Source organism: Sunxiuqinia dokdonensis (assembly GCF_001270965.1).
Taxonomy (GTDB): domain Bacteria; phylum Bacteroidota; class Bacteroidia; order Bacteroidales; family Prolixibacteraceae; genus Sunxiuqinia; species Sunxiuqinia dokdonensis.
In genome coordinates, this window is record NZ_LGIA01000074.1 from 1 (window position 1) to 5,882 (window position 5,882).

Annotated in this window: 3 protein-coding genes; all 3 read left to right on the forward strand. The window is 45.4% G+C overall.

Going from position 1 to position 5,882, the window contains the following annotated elements:
- The coding region (locus tag NC99_RS06480) for an FAD-binding and (Fe-S)-binding domain-containing protein (protein ID WP_053181151.1) at positions 1–2,137 on the forward strand (2,137 nt) is incomplete at its 5' end.
- Between the two features lie 346 nt (positions 2,138–2,483).
- The gene (locus NC99_RS06485; RefSeq protein ID WP_157624568.1) at positions 2,484–3,338 is read left to right on the forward strand and encodes a hypothetical protein; all 855 of its coding nucleotides are present in this window, start codon (positions 2,484–2,486) and stop codon (positions 3,336–3,338) included.
- Between the two features lie 770 nt (positions 3,339–4,108).
- On the forward strand, positions 4,109–5,882 hold a 1,774-nt coding region (locus tag NC99_RS06490), incomplete at its 3' end, for an Ig-like domain-containing protein (RefSeq protein WP_157624571.1).

Genomic DNA, 5,882 nt, shown 5'->3' on the forward strand with positions numbered 1-5,882 from the left:
CACGCTGGCCTTTTCCACCCAATTCAAGCTAAACCTCATTCCACTTCCTCCCAAATACAAAGGTTTGGTGTGTGCTCACTTCAACAGTTTGCAGGAAGCTTACCTGGGAAACCTGGTCGCCCTAAAGCACCAACCCGGAGCCATTGAGCTGATGGATGACATCATTATGAATTGCACCAAGGAAAATATTGAGCAGCGCAAAAATCGCTTCTTCATTCAGGGTGATCCGAAAGCCATGCTGATGATTGAATTTGCGCGCGAAACGCCGGAAGAAATTCAAGCGATTGCCACACAGTTGGAAGCCGACTTTCGTGCTGCAGGGCTGGGCTACCATTTTCCTTTGGTGCTAGGCGATGCAAATATCAAACGTGTATGGGCTCTTCGCACCGCGGGACTGGGGCTTTTATCAAATATACCGGGCGATAAACGAAGCGTTACCGTGATTGAAGATACCGCCGTTGCTCCGGAATATTTACCGGACTACATGGATGAGTTTGATCAAATTCTGGGAAAATATGGATTAAGCTGTGTGAAGTACGCCCACATTGCCACTGGCGAAATTCATCTGCGCCCTCTATTGAATTTAAAAGACAAAGCCGATGTGGCACTTTATCATACCATTGCCCGCGAGATTGCGCAGCTGGTGAAAAAATACAAAGGATCGCTCAGTGGCGAACATGGCGATGGCAGGCTCAGGGGCGAGTTTATTCCCTTTATGCTGGGCGAGCGAAATTACCAGCTGATCAAAACGCTGAAACAAACCTGGGACCCGCAAAACATCATGAACCCGGGAAAGATTGTCGAAACGCCGCCGATTACAGAAAACCTGCGCTACCTGCTTGGCCAGACACGCGAACTGGAGACCACCTTTGATTTTTCAGACCAAAAAGGCTTTTTACGAGCCATTGAAAAGTGCAATGGTTCGGGCGATTGCCGCAAAAGTGTGGCCATTGGCGGCAGCATGTGTCCCACCTTTATGGTTACCAAAGACGAAGACAAAACCACCCGGGGACGTGCCAATATTTTACGCGAGTTTTTAAGCCGGTCAGAGAAAGCCAATCCTTTTGATCACGAAGAAGTTTACGAGGTGCTCGACTTGTGCATTTCGTGTAAGGCCTGCAAGGCGGAGTGTCCGTCGAATGTGGATATGGCCAAGTTTAAAGCCGAATTTCTACAACACTATTATGAGATTCATGGGATTCCATTCCGAACCCGTTTGATTGCCTATCTTCCGCTATTAAACCATTGGGGACGCATGATGCGGCCACTCACGAATTTCATCACTGGAACCAGCACTTTCAAAAAAGCCATCGGTTTTGCTCCGGAACGCCAACTGCCGCGGCTGTCGAAACTCAGCTTGCGGCAATGGTATAAAAGACCCATTCAGCTGAATGGACAAGGTAAAGGAAAAGTGTACCTCTTTGCTGATGAATTTACCAATGAAAACGAAAGCGACCTGGGCATCAAAGCCATTTTGCTGCTCAACAAACTGGGCTATGAAGTGGGCATCCCCAAACATGTCGAAAGTGGGCGCACGTATCTGTCCAAAGGTTTGGTAAAAAAGGCCAAAAAACTGGCTAATAAGAATGTTCAGAAATTATATCCGCTGATTGGTGAAACCTCTCCCCTGCTCGGCATTGAGCCATCAGCCATCCTTGCCTTCCGGGACGAATACCCCGAACTGGTTGATACCAGCTTGAAAAATCAAGCCGTGGCGCTATCAAAAAACACGCTGATGCTTGATGAATTTTTGGCTTCAGAATTTGAAAAAGGAAATATTGACGCCTCCCTGTTTACCCGTGAAAAACGGACCATCAAACTGCACGGGCATTGTCAGCAAAAAGCAGTCGCATCAACCGATCCAACAAAACGCATGCTTGAAATTCCGGAAAACTACACGGTGAGCGAGATCCCAAGCGGTTGCTGTGGCATGGCCGGATCGTTTGGCTACGAAAGAGAACACTACGAACTGAGCCAAAAAATCGGCGAGCTGGTTTTGTTTCCTGCTGTGCGCCAAGCCGCTCCGGAAACAATAATCGCCGCACCCGGAACATCGTGCCGCCATCAGATTGCAGAAGGAACCGGTCGCCGGGCCCTGCATCCGGTCGAAATTTTATATGAAGCGTTAAAGTGCTAATCTGTAAACTGGTTTGACGAATGAATTTTTTCGGCCTTTGTTTATTCCTGAATGGCGGGCTAATGGCTTGCAAATAGCCTATAAACACTAAAAGTCCCAAAAATCTGCTCATTATTCCTACCTGTTCACACAGTCAAAAGCATCGTTTGAAAAATAAAACCCTGTTTTAAGAACTTAAGTCCAGATAATTGGGTCTCCTCCATTGCCTTGCATTATAAATAGCTCTACCTTTTTTCAAGCAAAATTTAGAGATTAGACGGCTGAATAGTTCTGAGAATCTTTCATTCACATTGACATTAAAACAAAAAATGTAATTATAGAATTGATTAACCAAAACAAGAAAATCATGAAAAGAAAATTATTTTTACTCAGTGCTTTCGCTTTAATACTTGCCGGTGGATTCATGTGGAGTTGCCAAAAAGATGACGTTGTAAGCTTGTACGAAGATGACTTGATGCTGAAAAAGGCCAGAAGCTCGCAGGCTGATGTCGCGGATATATTAAGCTGGGAAGGAACAGTGTGTGCTGGAGAAGCACATGAATTTTGTTTAACATTCCCGCAAGCCACCACAGGTAACGACAACCCGAAAGAAACAAACGGTCAGGTGCAACTCCTTGTTGCAGGTGATGATCCGGGTACAGAAGATGTGGTTGAAACCGACTATTGGATTCAAATTGCTCATGGCAATGGTAATACAAGTTTCTGCTTTGATTATGCTTTTGAAGCAGCAGGAGTTTACGCGCTGAGATATAAAGCCAGCAGTCCGAATTGGTCTACTGCCCAGGTTCAAGTAGTCAATTGCGGTTGCGAAGAGAGCTTCACCTATACTACGACATTCAACGAAGACAACACGGAAGTTGAAGTTACGTTTACCTACATTCCGGCAGAAGACATGGATGATGCCACCGTGGTATTTACCTTTGCACAAAGCATTGTTGTTGTGGGCCTGGACGACTGGACCTCGAATGGCGTAACCAAACAAATGGGGATAGATTTAGTGGCTTGCCAGGAGTATAGCTGGACTGTCACTTTAGCTGCCGACTGCAACGGAAAAGGTCAAAGCTCAGTAAATGCCTGGACTGATTTCAAAGTCAATAATAAATGGATGTATGACGAAGTTTTGGGAGAAGATATCTTGGTCATGGACTCGAAGAAAGGAGACCTGGAAAACATCAATGTATATTGTCCCGACTCGGAGTAATTGGTTTATACAAACGATTTTGAAAGGCTGCCTTTGGGTGGCCTTTTTTATTTTCAAATTCAAAACCATCAGCCAAGCAGATCAAAAATTACAAACCCGTGCTCAAAAAAAATCGGAATCATCTCAGCCCATTGTATTCCGACTGAAGTTCTCCACACTTCTTATTAAAAAGAGACCGTCGCTGCCAACGTGAAATCACCTGATTCTCAAAAATACTACGCAACAAAACCTCGAAAACACATAAGAATTGGCCTCTTCGCAGCCCCAGACCCCGAAAAATGGCTTCTGGATCTGCTTCCGTGCTCATTCGAACCCGCCGTTCGTACATTGAACCATTGAATTTGAAAACCAGCAAACAACTTTTAAACATTTGTCACTAAATTTTTTGATCAAACTGTTGCCTACAAATAAAAATAGTGATAACTTTTTTTTCTGAATTTCAATCATCACAAATTAAATCGATTGATAAACTGACAGTTAATTGTAACAGACAATAGCGGTGTACCTACTTTCCGGGTTATAGACAATCAACATTCAGCATGGACTAGCCCCTGTTCTTTAGCCGGGAAAACGCGTCTTTTTGTCATCTTTTCAACAGTGCACAAGCCTGGCTGGATCGATGAAATGTAAAGTAGTTTGAACCTTAATTTTAATTGAAGAACATTTTCCATAACAGCGTTTGAATCTTTCTTCGCTAAACGGATTGGCTGGGGGAAAAAAGAATGCCAGCCAAAACTAACAACCGAATGAATTACTAAAACAGAATAAATATGAAAGAAAAACCTTTACCTCAATCCAAAAAGCTTTATGGCCTTTTGATGTTTACAATCTTTTTCCTGATGACCAGCTTGATCAGCCTGGCGCAGGAAGTTACTGTGTTTACAGACAAAGATGACTACTGGCCCGGCGAATGGGTTATTATCACCGGCTCCGGATGGACTGCCGATGACAGTGTGTTAATCACCCTCACCCACATCGACCCCAACATCCCGGATCACTCACACGATCCCTGGTATGTGGCCCCCGATGAAAACGGTGATATTTACGACGAATGGTTCGTCCTCGATCAGGAACTCGGAACTGCTTTCCACCTAACCGCCCTGGGCTTTAACACCGGCTGGTTTGCGGAAACATGGTTTACGGATGGACAAGTCAAGGCAAAAACACAAACCTCGGGTATTACATCAACAATTAACTATGCTGTTTACAATAATCCCGATGATTGTTCTGGCACTATTGTAACTTCTGGTTCTGTAGCAATTACTGACGGCAACACAAACATTTACAATGTTGGCAACAACGAAAGACTGCTTATTACAGCTGCCCCGTACTCTGACCAAGGAGGTATTTTTCAGGGTTGGTATAACACCAACAATTTGCTCTTAACAACTGATTTAAGTTTTTGTACGGATAACAGCTTGACCAATATCATTGCCCAATATTCTGAAGAGTGCACTCCCCCAACATCCTATGGCGTAACCGGAACAGGCACTTATTGCGCAGGAGAATCTGGATTAGAAGTTGGATTATCAGGTTCAGAAACCGGAGTGGACTACCAGCTTTATGTTGGAGGAACAACGGTTGTTGGTTCACCAGTAGCCGGAACAGGCAGTGCAATCAGTTTCGGAACTCAACCTGCAGGAACTTATACCATAGTTGCCACCCGCGTGGCCGGAGGATGCACTACCGATATGAATGGTAACGCTGTTGTGACTGAAAACCTAATCGATCCGGGAGAAATTGCCAAAGGAGCCACCAATCCAGGTCCCGGATGCGGCTCACTAAATCCAAATGCAGCGGGTACGGCAGCAAGTGGTTCGACTGACGCAAGCGGCTCCGGGACGATTATCTACCAATGGGAAAACAGTACCGATGAATCAATCTGGACAGAAATATCCGGAGCTACCGAAATAAGTTTCAACATTCCGACAATTTCAGAAACAACCTATTACAGACGGGTTGCAACTTCAACACTAAACGGAGTAGCCTGTAGTGCCACTTCCAACGTATTGGAATATGTGGTGAATCCATTGCCTGAGGTGACTTCAATATCTCCGGGAGGCACAACCGAAGTTTGTGTTGACGCTACCCTCCAATTATCAAATACAACAGCGGGTGGTGTTTGGAGCAGTGGTGATGAAGCCATTGCAACTGTTGATGCCACCGGACTGGTAACTGGAGTCGCAGAAGGAACCGTGACCATTAGCTACAGCGTAAGCAATGAGTTTAGCTGCGAGAAATCAGCCAGCAAAACGGTTAATGTTTACGCATTACCGGCTGCACCAACAGCCAATAATGAAATAGTAACTTACGATGGCACAGAACAAACTGCATCGGCCACCGTTCCGTCAGGATTTGAGGTAGACTGGTACACCACCGAAACCGGTACCGAAACCACCACTGCCCCAGCCGGCACCAATGCCGGAACCTACACCGCCTGGGCCGAAGCGAGAAATACAACGACTGGATGTGTGAGTGAAAGAAGGACGGAAGTGACGCTGGAGATAGAAAAACGACCGATTACAATCACGGCTGATGCCAAAA